Origin of the sequence: Spiroplasma endosymbiont of Acasis viretata (assembly GCF_964031275.1) — a bacterium.
In the GTDB taxonomy this organism is placed as follows: Bacteria; Bacillota_I; Bacilli_A; order Mycoplasmatales; family VBWQ01; genus Spiroplasma_E; species Spiroplasma_E ixodetis_A.
On the sequence record NZ_OZ035019.1, the window covers coordinates 493,877 to 509,033 of the forward strand.

Below are 15,157 nucleotides of genomic sequence, written 5' to 3' on the forward strand. Positions count from 1 at the left end.
AAAACAAAAAATGAATTTAAAAAGAAAAAAAGTTATCGTTGAAGACGTAATGTAACTATTGGTATTTTATTATTAATAATATCAAGTATTGCTGGTGTTATTTCCCAATATGGGTAAAATATAAATTATTATAAAATATATAAAAAATAAAGGAACATAAAAATGAAATTTATTCGTGAAAAAAAATGAGTACTACCAGCAGTAATTATAATTGTTATACCCTTTTTAGTATTAATAAATACTTTATTAGTTTATGCTTTAGTCTTTGTTCGTAACATGTTTTCTCATATTGGCGATAATCAACAACCATTTACACTTAAATTTTTAATACAGGATGTTATTAATTATTGATTAATATTTTTAATTCTATTTCTTATTGAATTTTCAGTTTTATTATCTTACTTTATGATTCATAAATATAAAATTTATCGTGAAACTCATAATAAAAGTCGCTTTTTACGTGATTCAAAAAATAAAGTGTATGGATCTGCTGCTTGATTAACACCCACTGAAATTGCTAATACCTTTCCTTTATCAAAAACTGTTGAAAATGATTACGGTATTGTTGTTCAAACAACAAAGACTAAAATTGGTGGTGTCCAATTTAATATTAAGTCTGATGCTCATAATATTGTAATTGGGGGAACAGGAAGTGGTAAAACTCAAAAATTAGTTATTCCAACTATATATTTAAATGCCCAATCAAAAATTAAACCATCAATGGTTATTACTGACCCAAAAGGAGAATTATTTCAAAATCATTCTAAAATATTAAAAGATAATGGTTACGATGTTTATGTTATTAATTTACGTGATACATCAGTATCTAATTCATGAAATCCTTTTGTTAAAGTATATGATTTTTATGTAGAATCAATGCGTTTAAAAAAAGAAAATAATCCTTTAAATGAATCAATTACTTATGAATCAATGGCATTATCATGAATTAATGATATTGTTGAAGCCTTATTTCCTGAATCAGATCCAAAACAAAAATTTTGAAATCAATCAGCGATGCAAGTTGTTAAATCAATTATGTTATTTATGCTAGAACAACTTGAAGATCAACCTGATGTTCCGTTAAAATACTTTAGTATGTCAAATGCTGCTATTGTTGCTACTAATCGTCAACGATATGTTGAAATTCTAAAAAAAATGCCAACTCATAGTTTAGCTCGTCAAATTGGTTTAGGTGCATTAGAAGGTGCTGAAGAAACTGCGGGATCAATTAGTCAAATGGTTGCTAATGGATTACGTTTATTTACTGATCCAGTGACACGAAATATTAGTTGTAGTAATGATATAAATTTAGATGAAATTGTAAAAAAACCAAGTGCTGTTTTCTTAGTTGTACCTGATGAAAGTAATGAACGTAATGCTTTTGTATCAATGTTTATTGCACAGTTATATAAAAATACAATTCGTTATGCAAGTACTTTGCCTGATATTAAATTACCACGTCCTTTATACTTTTTATTTGATGAGTTTGGTAATATACCAACGATTGCTAGTATGGCACAAATGATTACTGTTGCACGAAGTCGTAATATTTTTTTCATGATGATTATGCAAGATTTACAACAATTAACACAAAAATATGGTAAAGAAACAGCAGAAACTATTTTTAATAACTGTATTTTGCATACTTTTTTGCAAACTATGGATTTACAAACTGCTAATAAATATTCAGATATGTTCGGTGAAAAAACAATTATTAATTATAGCCATTCTGGTAATAAAGATAAAAAAGCTGATAATATTAATTCATCATTACAAGGTAAAAAATTAATTACAGGTAGTGAGTTAATGAAATTAGATTTTGATACTGCTGTTATTTTTTTAGCAAAACATAATCCAGCAAAAACACGTTTAATTCCGTTTTATGAATGAGGAAGTAAACCGGCAGGACAAGCAACTGTTACAAATGCTTCACGTTTAATTGATTTTAATAAAGATTATTATTTAAGTTATATTGGCTTATTCTATTATATTGAGAAAAGAAAAAATCCACAAGCTGCTGCCGAAAGAGAAAAATCAGAAAAATAAAAAACAAACAATAGTTAAGAAATTGTATATAAAAGAATATTTATTTTAATATATAAATGTATATTATTGATAGATATAGAAAATAACGATATACTTATTTCATGAATAGATCAAAAATATAAGTTTTACTTTTTATAAATTATGCTAAAAAAGGTAAGTACATAATAATGTTAAATATTATAAATAAACTTATATGAAAGGATTTTAAATATGAATGTTCCCAATATTATTTCTTTAATAAGATTAATATTAGTTCCAATTATTGTTAGTTTAATGATTATCGGTCCAATAGATAATGATAATTTTTATCATCTTTGAATAACAAGTATTAATATTAATAATTATAGTTTACCAATTAGTTGGTTAATAGCAGCAATTTTATTTATTATTGCTGCCATTAGTGATTTTATTGATGGATGATGAGCAAGAAAATTTAATCAGGTAACAACTTTTGGTAAATTTTTTGATTCAATTGCAGATAAACTTTTAACTAATGGTGTTTTAATTGTAATGGCATGTGGTACTATAATTCCGGTTTGAATGGTAGTTATTTTGGTATTACGTGATTTTATTATTGATGTAGTTCGTCAAATTTTGGCTACTAAAGGCACAGTAATGGCTGCTGATAAATATGGTAGAATAAAGGCAGCAGTACAAATGTTAGGAATTACAATTTTATTTTTTATTAATTGACGATTTTTAAATGGTAGTGTTAATGGTCATAGTAATAATGATCAATATGGTTTAATTAATCAATTAGTAATGATACCAATGTATGTTGCTACAGTATTAAGTATTTTTAGTGCTTATAATTATATTAGTTCAAATAGTAAAAAAATGTTTAATATCTAAAAATAAAAGGAGTATTAATATAAATGATAAATAAAGTAATTGTTTTGAATCAGTGAGCAGTAGTTACAGGAGCGTCTAAAGGATTGGGATATTATTACTGTCAAGCATTATTAGCACAAGGTTATCACGTATTAGGGGTATCACGTGATAGTAAAAAAATATTAGAATTAGCAGATAAGTATCCATACTTACAAGTTAAAAATTATGATTTAGATTTATCTGATTTAAAAAATATTTATAAATTATTTGAGTTATCAAAAGAATTAAATATAACAGTAGTTATTAATAATGCTGGTTATGGTGTTTGAGGAACATTTGCAGATAGCATGTTAGAACAAGAATTAAATATGATTAATTTAAATATTTCTTGTTTACATATTTTAACAAAGTTATTTGTTCAACGTTTTAGTAAAAATAATTATGGTCGTGTTATTAATATTGGAAGTATGGCAGCTTTTAGTCCAGGGCCTGTTTTTGCTAGTTATTATGCTTCTAAATCATATGTTTGAAGTTTAGGTGTTGCAGTTAATTATGAATTAAAAAGAGCAAAAAGTAAAGTAAGAGTAATTACAATTTGTCCAGGTCCATTAAAAACTGAATTTTGAAATCGTAGTAGTAATGGTAAAGGAAATAAAGAACATTATAGTTCATTATTACCAGTTTTAGATACTGAAACTTATGCTAAAAAGTCTTTACAAACAGCCTTAAAAACAAAAAGAAAAAGTTTTATTATTACAGGAATTTCTAATAAAATTACAAGAACTATTATTAGAATATTACCCTTAAAAAAGGTACTTAAATTAGTATATAATTATCAAAAAAATCGCTAATGGTGGTTGGCCCTTAATTACTGGACCATTTTTGATATAAAATTCTAAATTTTAATTTGTAAAATTGGTGGTTTTAGAAATTTAGAATGTATTCTTTCATAATTATAAAACATAACATATTGATTTACATCATTTATAGCTTCATTGATGGATAAATATTGATTTGATCCTTTAGGTAGTCATTCTTGAGATAAATGAGAAAATCAGTTTTCAGATAATATATTACCACCAATATCATAAGGTTGTTTTTTGCTTAAAATTATTTGTTTATCCTCTGCTCATTTTGTGATATCTTGACAATAAAATTCGTTGGCGTTATCTGAATGTAAAATAACATTTTTTATTTGATTTCAAGAAAATTGTTTGTTGATTTTTTCAAGAGCAGGAAGAATTAAATCCTGATATGATTTATTAGGAGCAATATTATAACTAACAACATTATTTGAATAAAAATCAATAATGGTGGTTGGCCCTTAATTACTGGACCATTTTTGATATAAAATTCTAAATTTTAATTTGTAAAATTGGTGGTTTTAGAAATTTAGAATGTATTCTTTCATAATTATAAAACATAACATATTGATTTACATCATTTATAGCTTCATTGATGGATAAATATTGATTTGATCCTTTAGGTAGTCATTCTTGAGATAAATGAGAAAATCAGTTTTCAGATAATACATTACCACCAATATCATAAGGTTGTTTTTTGCTTAAAATTATTTGTTTATCCTCTGCTCATTTTGTGATATCTTGACAATAAAATTCGTTGGCGTTATCTGAATGTAAAATAACATTTTTTATTTGATTTCAAGAAAATTGTTTGTTGATTTTTTCAAGAGCAGGAAGAATTAAATCCTGATATGATTTATTAGGAGCAATATTATAACTAACAACATTATTTGAATAAAAATCAATAATTACAAAAAGATATAATCATCCTTCTTTAGTATTTATTTGTTTAGTGTCCATTGATCAAATTTGATTTGAAGAGGTTGTACTTTTATAATCTTTGTTTACTTTATCCATTGTAGGTATTCACTTATTTGGATTTTTTTTGTTTTTAGGATAGTTATTTTTAGTTTGTTTTAATCCTTGAATATTGTGTTCTTTCATAATTTTTCGCATTTGTTTTATTGATAATTCTATATTTAAAATGATATTTTTTTCTTGTTTTAATCACTCTTTAAAAGCTGAAAAAATTCTTAAATATCCATAAATTCTGCCTTTTCTTGTAGAATGAAATTCGATTAAAAGTTGGCATATTTTTTGATATTTATGATTGCATTTAATAATATGATTTTCTTCTTTTTTAATAGGTTTTTGGGTGGTTGGCCCTTAATTACTGGACCATTTTTGATATAAAATTCTAAATTTTAATTTGTAAAATTGGTGGTTTTAGAAATTTAGAATGTATTCTTTCATAATTATAAAACATAACATATTGATTTACATCATTTATAGCTTCATTGATGGATAAATATTGATTTGATCCTTTAGGTAGTCATTCTTGAGATAAATGAGAAAATCAGTTTTCAGATAATACATTACCACCAATATCATAAGGTTGTTTTTTGCTTAAAATTATTTGTTTATCCTCTGCTCATTTTGTGATATCGTGACAATAAAATTCGTTGGCGTTATCTGAATGTAAAATAACATTTTTTATTTGATTTCAAGAAAATTGTTTGTTGATTTTTTCAAGAGCAGGAAGAATTAAATCCTGATATGATTTATTAGAAGCAATATTATAACTAACAACATTATTTGAATAAAAATCAATAATTACAAAAAGATATAATCATCCTTCTTTAGTATTTATTTGTTTAGTGTCCATTGATCAAATTTGATTTGAAGAGGTTGTACTTTTATAATCTTTGTTTACTTTATCCATTGTAGGTATTCACTTATTTGGATTTTTTTTGTTTTTAGGATAGTTATTTTTAGTTTGTTTTAATCCTTGAATATTGTGTTCTTTCATAATTTTTCGCATTTGTTTTATTGATAATTCTATATTTAAAATGATATTTTTTTCTTGTTTTAATCACTCTTTAAAAGCTGAAAAAATTCTTAAATATCCATAAATTCTGCCTTTTCTTGTAGAATGAAATTCGATTAAAAGTTGGCATATTTTTTGATATTTATGATTGCATTTAATAATATGATTTTCTTCTTTTTTAATAGGTTTTTGTTTATTTTTTAAAAAGTAATATGTTGATCTGTTTAATTGAAGATATTGACATAGGTTTCTAATTGAATATTGATTTTTACAATCATCAATAATTTTAATTTTTTCTTTGATATTTAATTTGTTAATTACTAATGCTATTTGTTTAATTTTATCCATTAATAAAAATCCTTTCAGGTTAAAATTAGTGTTAATTATATAACACAATTGTTTTTAGAATACATTCAGGTTTTTTAAATTAATGGTCTAGTAAAAAGGGCTAAGTGGCAAGTGGCAAGTGGCAAGTGGCAAGTGGCTTTAGTAATTTGAGGATATTGTTTATTTCATTTACTTTCAACGATTCTAAAGCTTGCATTGCTTGTTCTTCACTACATGCACTATAAATTGGTTTTAAATCTGCAACTAGACCTTTTCGATGTTTGTATGAAACATATTTTAAACTATTTCTAATTTGATGAACAATGCATAATTGATGTTCAGTTTTAGGATAAACTGATTGTATTGCTTCTGACATGCCTGTTAAATTATCACTACAAGCAATAAGAATATCATTTAAGCCACGATTTTTCATTTCTGTGAAATTAGATAATCAAAACTTAGAACCTTCATTTTCACTAATTCATAATCCTAAAACATCTTTTTTGCCTTCTAAATCAACTCCTAATGCTATATAAACTGATTTGTTAATAATCCGTTTATCTTGTCGTACTTTAACTACTATACAATCAAAATAAACAATAGGATAAATACTTTCTAATGGTCGATTTTGTCATGCTTTAACATCATCAATAATATCATCAGTAATTTGACTAATAACACTTTCACTAATATCAGCACCATGATATAACTCTTGCAACTGCATTCTAATGTCAGATAATGTCATTCCTTTTGCATACAAGGAAAGAACTTGTTGATCAAAACCATCAAATCTTCTTTGCCTTTTAGGAACTATTACAGGATTAAAATTACTATTGCGATCTCTTGGTACATCAATTTCAATTTTACCTTGTTTGAGTTATTAATTTTTTTGAACTTGTACCATTACGAGCATTTTCAGTAGTACTATGTTGATTTTTTTCATATCCTAAATAATTTTGCATTTCAGAATTCAACATTTTTTCAACTAATCTTTTTGTTAATTCTTTATATAAACCGCCAGGTTTAAAAACTGTTGTTAAATCTTCAGTATTTTCTAGTAATAAATCTACTGCTTTTGATATTGGATCATTATTATTAAAGTTATCTTTTTTAGCCATCTGTAACTCACTCTTTCTAGTCATTTAATTATATTTACTAGAATTAATTAAACATAGTTATTTTTGTAAGTTACACAGATTACTAAACATTTCCTAATTTAGAAATTTAACTTATTTTTTTGAATACCTTTTTCTGTTGGATATTCTCTTAAAGTTTCTTCTGATGGTTTAATTTTTTCTTTTAGATTATTAATCACTTTTGGTATTTGTGGTTTTTGTTGTTTATTTAAAGACAATGAATTACTTGAAGGTAAAGAATTTGTTGATGTAGATTTCGAATGAAATCGTTCATCACTACTGCTAGATAATAATTTATTTTCTAAATCACAAATTTTCTCATTAAGTTTAAATATTTCTGATTCATATTTTTCAATCGTTTGTTCATCAACTTTGATAATTACTTTTTGTTGTTTTTGATTTAATAAGTTAAATAATAAATTACTATTATTTTGTAATAATTTATTATTATGGTTCAATAATTTATTTATATTTTCAGTTATTTTATTAATATTAGTTATTAAATTTTTATGATTTTCTTTTTTTTCATTATAAGTTAAATTTAAAGTTTCAATTTTTTTCTGATTATTTAAATTTGTTTCTTTTAATAATTCACAATTTTTCTCTTCTTGTTGAATTAAATTATTAATATTTTGATTTATATTGATTTTTCCAAATGAAAAAATTTTAATAAAAAAATTTTTAAATATATTAATTTTTTGTTTTTTTAACTTTAAAATTTGATTTTTATAATTAATTATTTTTGTTTCTATTTTTTCCTTTTGTTCACTTCAAAAAATAATATTAGTTTTAAAATTTTTTATTGTAATTTCATTTATTGAAATTTCGTTTTGAAAATAATTTCTTTCTTTTTCTAAATTTTGAATTTGTTTTTCAATTTCTTCAATATTTTTTTGATTTTCTAATATTTGACCATTAATAAAATCTTGTTCTTTTTTTGTAATCATATTTTTTAAATCTCCTTAAAAATAAAAAAATCATTTACTTTAAAAATAAAGCAATGAGTTAAAAAAAATTTATTTAGTTCTTATTGAAATTATATATGTTTATATATAAATATCAATATTATTTGTTAAAATATCCATCGGGATATTTGCCATCTCAGTTTATATCTCCTTGATGTCTTGATTTAATATCAAAATACAAAAATATTTTGTGTTGATTATTCATAGGTTGTGACCATATAATTGCTCCTTTACCACCAACAGTTTTTATACGGTCATAATTATAAAATGATAAATCTTTACTATTTTCGTGGGTAAGCACCCCCCATGATTAATCCTATTGTTCCGGTTGTAGCACCAGTTAGTGCTAATGCTAATGTTATTTTACTTAAATTTGTTTTTATTCATGTTTTCATCTTTAATTACTCCTTTTTTCCTTGATTTTACTTATAAATTGTACTATTTTTGATTATTTTTACAAGTATCCTTTTAAATGCAAAATATCGCCTAAATTAAAAGCGTTTATTTTGTGAGACCTATACTATTAATTATATGTAACTTGTTGATTATATTGAAAATATGGGTGGTTGGCCCTTAATTACTGGACCATTTTTGATATAAAATTCTAAATTTTAATTTGTAAAATTGGTGGTTTTAGAAATTTAGAATGTATTCTTTCATAATTATAAAACATAACATATTGATTTACATCATTTATAGCTTCATTGATGGATAAATATTGATTTGATCCTTTAGGTAGTCATTCTTGAGATAAATGAGAAAATCAGTTTTCAGATAATACATTACCACCAATATCATAAGGTTGTTTTTTGCTTAAAATTATTTGTTTATCCTCTGCTCATTTTGTGATATCGTGACAATAAAATTCGTTGGCGTTATCTGAATGTAAAATAACATTTTTTATTTGATTTCAAGAAAATTGTTTGTTGATTTTTTCAAGAGCAGGAAGAATTAAATCCTGATATGATTTATTAGGAGCAATATTATAACTAACAACATTATTTGAATAAAAATCAATAATTACAAAAAGATATAATCATCCTTCTTTAGTATTTATTTGTTTAGTGTCCATTGATCAAATTTGATTTGAAGAGGTTGTACTTTTATAATCTTTGTTTACTTTATCCATTGTAGGTATTCACTTATTTGGATTTTTTTTGTTTTTAGGATAGTTATTTTTAGTTTGTTTTAATCCTTGAATATTGTGTTCTTTCATAATTTTTCGCATTTGTTTTATTGATAATTCTATATTTAAAATGATATTTTTTTCTTGTTTTAATCACTCTTTAAAAGCTGAAAAAATTCTTAAATATCCATAAATTCTGCCTTTTCTTGTAGAATGAAATTCGATTAAAAGTTGGCATATTTTTTGATATTTATGATTGCATTTAATAATATGATTTTCTTCTTTTTTAATAGGTTTTTGTTTATTTTTTAAAAAGTAATATGTTGATCTGTTTAATTGAAGATATTGACATAGGTTTCTAATTGAATATTGATTTTTACAATCATCAATAATTTTAATTTTTTCTTTGATATTTAATTTGTTAATTACTAATGCTATTTGTTTAATTTTATCCATTAATAAAAATCCTTTCAGGTTAAAATTAGTGTTAATTATATAACACAATTGTTTTTAGAATACATTCAGGTTTTTTAAATTAATGGTCTAGTAAAAAGGGCTAAGTGGCAAGTGGCAAGTGGCTATTTTCAATTGCTAAATAAAATATTTTAAAAACTGCCATATCATTAGGAAAAACTTTTTTATTTCTGATAACTTTTCGTAATTGACTATTTACAGATTCAATAGCATTTGTAGTATAAATCACTCTTTTGATTTCTACTGGATAACTAATAAAAACCATTAAATTATCTCAATTTTTATATCAAGATTTAGCAATTTGAGGATATTGTTTATTTCATTTACTTTCAAACGATTCTAAAGCCTGCATTGCTTGTTCTTCACTACATGCAGTATAAATTGGTTTTAAATCTGCAACTAGAGATTTTCGATGCTTATATGAGACATATTTCAAACTATTTCTAATTTGATGAACTATGCATAATTGATGTTCTGTTTTAAGATAAACTGATTGTATTGCTTCTGACATGCCTGTTAAATTATCACTGCAGGCAATAAGAATATCATTTAAGCCACGATTTTTCATTTCTGTTAAATTTGCTAATCAAAATTTAGCACCTTCATTTTCACTAATTCATAAACCTAAAACATCTTTTTTACCTTCTAAATCAACTCCTAAAGCTATATAAACTGATTTATTAATAATCCTTTTATCTTGTCGTACTTTCACTACTATGCAATCAAAATAAACAATCGGATAGACACTTTCTAAGAACCTGTTTAAAATCTTTTCAATAAAATTGAAATAAAGGCAAGAACAACCATTTGTAAGCTAGTATTTAATTTTTTTCACAATTTTTTCATAATCTTCTGCATTTTTCTAATCATGCAAAACTTCGTTCTACAACTCATCTTTTTGGTAATACTATAAAAGAATGTAATTCATTACGTTTTATAACTTCAACATTTGCATTTATAATTGTTTTAATTTTAGAAGCAAATTTTTCACCAGTATAACCAGCATCTACTAGTATTTTTTGAACTGCAGAAAGATTCTCTTTTTCATTTTCAATCATTATTATAGCACTATTACGATCTGTTTTTTCTGCTGTGGTTATGTAAATTGCATGTGGTAAACCTTGAGAATCAACAGCAATATGACGCTTTATTCCTGAAATCTTTTTACCAGCATCATAACCTTTATTTTTAGTAGTATCTGTATTTTTAACACTTTGTGAATCAATTATACAAAAACTAGTTTGTTCTTTTCTACCATTATTGATACGAAATGCCTTGACTAATTTTTTTTAAAACTAATTGTAATACACTAGGTTCTTTATCATTATTTTTACTTCAAGCTTGAAAATAATAATATACAATTTGTCATTTTGGAAAATTTTTTGGTAACATTCTTCACTGGCAACCACTTTTTAATACATATAAAACTGCACAAAATACTTCATATAAATCTAAACTTCTTGGTTTAGTTCTCTTTTTAGTATTTTCTAAAATTGATTTTATATTTTCAAATTGCTCTTTGCTAACATTACTAGGATAATTTTTACACATATATACCTCTTATTTTAAAATATATAATCATTTTATCCTATTCTCTAAAAGATTTTAAACAGGTTCTAAGTAAATTTAGTAAATATGAAATTGATTTAAATTCATTATTAGACCCTACATTATTAATTAATACTTTTAATGATTTACAAAGATTTTACAAAAGTATAACAATATATTATAGTTATAAGATTGAAACAATATCAAATTTAAAAAGTTCTGATTTAAATACTATTGATATTAATAACGAAACTTTTAATCCTTCAAAAGAAGTAAAAGCTACAAGTATAACTATTGATTTAAAAGATTTAAAAATAAATAAAGGCAATTTTCCAGAATCTGAATTTTTTAGTAAGTTTGGTACAATTGTTCCTAATGAAGTTAATGATTATTTTGCAAATGCTTATTATAAAAGTTTTAGCAAATATAATATTTTTACTTCATATTCTTTCTGTAATTACGAATTTGATTTAAAAATTAAGAAGAGTTATAATTCTTATGAACAAAAAATAAATAATGATTATCCTATAGTGTTTAGCATAGTTAATAACTCTGAAAAATTAAATTGAATTATTTATTTACAAGGTAATTTAGGTAAAATAGAATATACCAATTCTGCACAAAGAGAACCAGATAAAAGTTGAGCATATAGATATATATCAAATATTAAATCTAATATTAATAAAGTAGTTTTAAATGCAAGATAATTTGGTAAAATAAAAATATAATTAAATTTTAGGAAGTGAATAAAAATGTATTTTTTAAATCGTAATGAATTTTGACCATGATGAAATGATTTTATAAATTCTCCTTACACAATTTCAATTGCAATATCTCTAACATTTTTATTTATAATGTTTGTACCATACAAATTATTTATTCGTTTTTGTGATAATAAGAATTTTAAAAACTATATATACTAGTTTAACTTTTTTTCTTATATGTCCTTTACTTTTTTATTTTTTTGCTAATAATTTAAATATAAAAAGTGTTTATTACATATTTATTATTTTTGGATGTATTGAGTTATTATGTTTTTACTTTATTCCAATAATTCTAAAAATAATTAAAAAATTTCCAAAATTAAAATCCATTTTTAAACTTAAAAGAAAATCTAATCAAAATAATATTTCCTCACAATCTTAAATAATGTATAATTATAGTACTTACATAAGTAAGTATATGAAATAAAAAAGTTCTCAAACTTATATTGTTGTTAGGTTGGCACCTAATTAAAAAGTTACCAATTAAGGTAACTTTTTTTATTTATAAAATAATACAATGATTATGATTAGAATAATTATCTGTATTTAGTAAATTTTCTTCATTATTTATATTTAATATTTGTTCTTGCAATAGTAGACTTGATTTATCTTCATGTACTTGGTATGAAATATTTAAATTAGATTTATTTTCTTCTTCTCATAACTTATAAAGTTCATTATAAATTTCACAAATTTCTTTTTGATATTTTTCAATTTCATGATTATAAAATTTTATAAATTTACTGTCTGGATTTTTTTTATTAATTTCAATATTATTTTTTTTCTCAATAAAGTGAATCATTCCATTTTTTATTTCAATCTCTTTTTCTAATTCTTTAATTCGTGATTGTAAATTATTCATAAAATCTTCCTTTCAAAATAAAAACTCATTTACTTTGAAATAATCATTTAATAATTCAATTATTTCATTTATAAAATTTTCATTAAATGAACTAGATAATGCTATATTTTCATAAATTAAATCATTTTCAAAATCTAATTTAATATTTTTATCTTTATCAATTTTTCATTTAATTAAAAATTCACGTTTAGTCATTATTTACTCCTTATTATAATTTAATCTTTCTTTTTTTGTATCTGGAAATAATCTGGAAAATGATTATAATTTTGTATTAATTGATTATCTAATTTAATAAATACCATAATTTCATTTGGATATTGTTTATATGATAAAACTTTTCAGTCTGCTAATTCATAACCTAGTAAAATACGGTCATCATCTAATTCACTACTTCCACCATTTCATGAAAAATATATTTCTTTATCTTCAGTAAATATTTTAAAAACATTATATTTATCACTATATTTTAAAAAGTCTCATAAATTCATAATTTACTCCTTATTTTTAAATTCATTTTTAATTTCTTTTATTTTATTTTTAAATTGTTTTTTATGAAAATAACACATATTAAAAAATTGAATTACACTATCTTCAATAGACTTGGTGCAAAACTAAGGTAATTCAAAATTATATATTCCTGCTATTAAATTAAATCTTAATGCAAATCTTCGTATTTTATTGCGATATTTTAAAGTTAAAATTTTAAAACGTTTTAGTTTAGCAAATACGTGTTCAATTTTAATTCTAATTTTGCTTAAAGTTTTATTGTATTCTTTTTGAATTGGTATTAATTTATTGTATTTACTTTTTTTAAATGGCAAAAATGTATTTTTATGAATATTTTGTATTCCTTGATAACCTGAATCAACAAAAACTTGTTTTTCTGGATGAATAAAAGTTTTAGATTTTAAATTACTTTTAAAATCATGAATGCTTCCAAAACAAAAAGCGGTTGAAATAATTTTTCCATTTAAAATATCAATAATTATTTGCGATTTAAGAGTATGATGTTTGTTTTTACCCGAAAAAAGTAATTTTAGTTTTTTTTAATTCTTTCAATTGGAGTTTCAGTAGCATCAATAGCTAGTAAAGTATTATTGATTCCTTTATTTTTGATTAAATCTTTTTTGCCAGATAAATTAAAAATTCCACTTTTTATTAAAGTATTTTCAATTCAAAAAATATTACGAATGCAGCTAGTATGACTAATATTATATCTTTTTGCAATAACTCTATAACTACTATACTCTTTTCAGTATTCTAATGTCATTAATAAACGATTTTCTATTGATAATTTATTAGGTTTACCACCAACTGCTTTTTTAATTGCTTCAGCTTTTTTTAAAATTTCAACCATTTTTTGAAATGTTTGTAGTTTTATTCCCACTAAACTATAAAATTCTTGTTCATCTTTGTATTTTTTTAACATAATAATTATCACCTTTGATATTAATAATAACCGTTAAATTATTAAAATTAAAGGTTTTGCACCAAGTCTAATATTTAAAGTTTTTAAAGTAACTAATACTTTACTATTACAATCTTTAACAATACATTTAAGTAATACTTTTTCTTGTTTTTGCTTTTGCATTATTTTACTTCCTTTTTACAAGTACATAAATTAATTGATATTTCTAAGTTTTTTAATTTTTTTAATTTTCCTATATTTTCACTAAATTCTTGTATACTTTTCATTGCATAATAATCTGTTTCAAACTTACTCATTTTTATTCTCCTTATTTAAATAATATCAACCAATTAATAAACTATCTGCTTCATCATGATTTGATATTGTTATATTTCAATTATTTTGTTCAATTAATAATACTTTTGCTAGTCTTATTGAACTTTCTTTATCTCATTCATCATTAATTAAAATATTTATAAATGATTGACTTCTATATCATTTCTTTCATGAAGAAGGACTAATTAACATATTTTTTGTTAATAATTTATTAAATTGTCCAGCAATAAAACCTCTTAAATGTTCTTGTGTTTCATAACCAATACCATTTTTGGAATGAAAAGTACCACGTTCAATAATTAAATTTAATTCATCATTACCAGCTTTTATAGCTCAATAAAAACTTCTTTTTCCTTTATAATTTTTAAAACTATAACTAGTTACTAATATTGGTCTTTTATTTTCTCATAAAGTAAATCCAGTATTTTTTATACTTGGGTCAATTGAAAGTAAATAATTAGTCATAATTATTTCTCCTTAATTT

General features: G+C 22.9%; 12 protein-coding genes and 4 pseudogenes. 3 read left to right on the forward strand and 13 right to left on the reverse strand.

Annotated features, from left to right (window positions below; all coding sequences use genetic code 4):
• The first annotated feature begins 162 nt into the window (after window positions 1-162).
• The 3 genes from AAHM96_RS02775 (at window position 163) to AAHM96_RS02785 (ending at window position 3,728) form a co-directional block, all read left to right on the forward strand.
• Complete coding sequence (locus AAHM96_RS02775) at window positions 163-2,046, forward strand: VirD4-like conjugal transfer protein, CD1115 family (protein WP_342273515.1); 1,884 nt, start codon at window positions 163-165, stop codon at window positions 2,044-2,046.
• A gap of 210 nt (window positions 2,047-2,256) precedes the next feature.
• Entirely contained in the window at window positions 2,257-2,898 is a 642-nt protein-coding gene (pgsA, locus tag AAHM96_RS02780; RefSeq protein ID WP_281749402.1) for a CDP-diacylglycerol--glycerol-3-phosphate 3-phosphatidyltransferase, read from the forward strand.
• Between the two features lie 23 nt (window positions 2,899-2,921).
• On the forward strand, window positions 2,922-3,728 hold the full coding sequence (locus tag AAHM96_RS02785) for an SDR family NAD(P)-dependent oxidoreductase (protein ID WP_342273516.1): 807 nt from the start codon (window positions 2,922-2,924) through the stop codon (window positions 3,726-3,728).
• 504 nt (window positions 3,729-4,232) lie between these two features.
• Here AAHM96_RS02785 and AAHM96_RS02790 read toward each other — a convergent pair.
• The 13 genes and pseudogenes from AAHM96_RS02790 to AAHM96_RS02855 all read right to left on the reverse strand — a co-directional run bounded on the left by AAHM96_RS02790 (window position 4,233) and on the right by AAHM96_RS02855 (window position 15,138).
• Window positions 4,233-4,856 carry a DDE-type integrase/transposase/recombinase gene (locus AAHM96_RS02790; RefSeq protein WP_342272751.1) on the reverse strand — a complete coding sequence of 208 codons (624 nt, stop codon included), beginning with the start codon at window positions 4,854-4,856 and terminating at the stop codon, window positions 4,233-4,235.
• A gap of 241 nt (window positions 4,857-5,097) precedes the next feature.
• Entirely contained in the window at window positions 5,098-6,075 is a 978-nt protein-coding gene (locus AAHM96_RS02795; RefSeq protein WP_342272748.1) for an IS3 family transposase, read from the reverse strand.
• Between the two features lie 134 nt (window positions 6,076-6,209).
• Window positions 6,210-7,172: pseudogene (locus AAHM96_RS02800) on the reverse strand (IS256 family transposase); the annotation flags it as partial.
• Window positions 7,173-7,270: 98 nt separating this feature from the next.
• On the reverse strand, window positions 7,271-8,137 hold the full coding sequence (locus AAHM96_RS02810; RefSeq protein WP_342273518.1) for a hypothetical protein: 867 nt from the start codon (window positions 8,135-8,137) through the stop codon (window positions 7,271-7,273).
• Window positions 8,138-8,759: 622 nt separating this feature from the next.
• Window positions 8,760-9,737, reverse strand: a complete 978-nt coding sequence (locus tag AAHM96_RS02815; RefSeq protein WP_342272762.1) for an IS3 family transposase — start codon at window positions 9,735-9,737, stop codon at window positions 8,760-8,762.
• Between the two features lie 127 nt (window positions 9,738-9,864).
• A pseudogene (locus AAHM96_RS02820) lies at window positions 9,865-10,518 on the reverse strand (IS256 family transposase); the annotation flags it as partial.
• Window positions 10,518-11,306: pseudogene (locus AAHM96_RS02825) on the reverse strand (IS5 family transposase). The pseudogenes AAHM96_RS02825 and AAHM96_RS02820, both read right to left, overlap by 1 nt.
• A gap of 1,263 nt (window positions 11,307-12,569) precedes the next feature.
• On the reverse strand, window positions 12,570-13,124 hold the full coding sequence (locus AAHM96_RS02830) for a hypothetical protein (RefSeq protein ID WP_342273519.1): 555 nt from the start codon (window positions 13,122-13,124) through the stop codon (window positions 12,570-12,572).
• A gap of 20 nt (window positions 13,125-13,144) precedes the next feature.
• A complete protein-coding gene (locus AAHM96_RS02835) occupies window positions 13,145-13,417 on the reverse strand; it encodes a hypothetical protein (RefSeq protein WP_342273520.1) in 273 nt (90 codons plus the stop codon).
• A 123-nt stretch (window positions 13,418-13,540) separates the two neighbouring features.
• A pseudogene (locus AAHM96_RS02840) lies at window positions 13,541-14,358 on the reverse strand (IS5 family transposase).
• Window positions 14,359-14,391: 33 nt separating this feature from the next.
• Complete coding sequence (locus AAHM96_RS02845) at window positions 14,392-14,520, reverse strand: hypothetical protein (protein ID WP_342273521.1); 129 nt, start codon at window positions 14,518-14,520, stop codon at window positions 14,392-14,394.
• A complete protein-coding gene (locus AAHM96_RS02850; protein ID WP_339040950.1) occupies window positions 14,520-14,654 on the reverse strand; it encodes a hypothetical protein in 135 nt (44 codons plus the stop codon). The genes AAHM96_RS02845 and AAHM96_RS02850 overlap by 1 nt, the downstream gene beginning before the upstream one ends.
• A complete protein-coding gene (locus tag AAHM96_RS02855; RefSeq protein WP_342273522.1) occupies window positions 14,647-15,138 on the reverse strand; it encodes a hypothetical protein in 492 nt (163 codons plus the stop codon). Before AAHM96_RS02855 ends, AAHM96_RS02850 begins: the two co-directional genes overlap by 8 nt.
• Between the last annotated feature and the right edge of the window lie 19 nt (window positions 15,139-15,157).